At 58.5% G+C, this 682-nt stretch carries 1 protein-coding gene; it reads left to right on the top strand.

Annotated features, from left to right (window positions below; genetic code table 11):
• A partial coding sequence (locus A3730_RS27700) for an NAD(P)(+) transhydrogenase (Re/Si-specific) subunit beta (protein ID WP_197477682.1) occupies positions 1-682 on the top strand: 682 nt, incomplete at both ends.

The following is a 682-nucleotide window of genomic DNA, read 5'->3' as shown; positions in this document are numbered from 1 at the left end:
CGGCGTCGTTGTCGGTGGCCTGATTGGCGCCATCATGGCCAAGAAGGTTCAGATGACCTCCATGCCGCAGATGATTGCGCTGCTCAACGGTTTTGGTGGCGGTGCCTCCTTTGCTGTTGCCTCAGCGGAATTCTTCCGTGGTTCCGCCAACGATACGGTATCCATCATCGCCACCGGCGCGGCCGTATTGATTGGTGCTGTTACCCTGACCGGTTCTCTTGTGGCGTTTGCCAAGCTGCAGGAGCTCATCGACGGCAAGCCCATGGGCTTCCCCGGCATGAAACTGGTTAACGCCATCCTGTTTATCGGTTCTCTCGTCGGTATCGGTTACCTGGTGGTTAACCCGGGTAACGAAATGGTGTTCTGGAGCCTGGTGGCAGCAGCCATGGTGCTGGGCCTGTTCCTGGTGCTGCCGATTGGCGGTGCAGACATGCCTGTTGTGATCGCCCTGCTGAACTCCTACTCCGGTGTGGCAGCCTCTGCGGCCGGTTTCGTCATGGGCAACAGCGCCCTGATCATTACCGGTTCCCTGGTAGGCGCATCCGGCCTGATCCTGACCAGCATCATGTGTAAAGCCATGAATCGCTCTCTCACCAATGTGCTCTTTGGTGTAATGGCGGAAGCAGGCGACGCCGTGGACGAAGACGAAGTCTACGCCGGCAAGGTGAAATCCACCTCCGCA

The sequence above is a fragment of the Alcanivorax sp. HI0044 genome (assembly GCF_001634945.1).
Note: the sequence above shows the minus strand (reverse complement) of the source record. Positions and strands in the feature narration are given on the sequence as shown.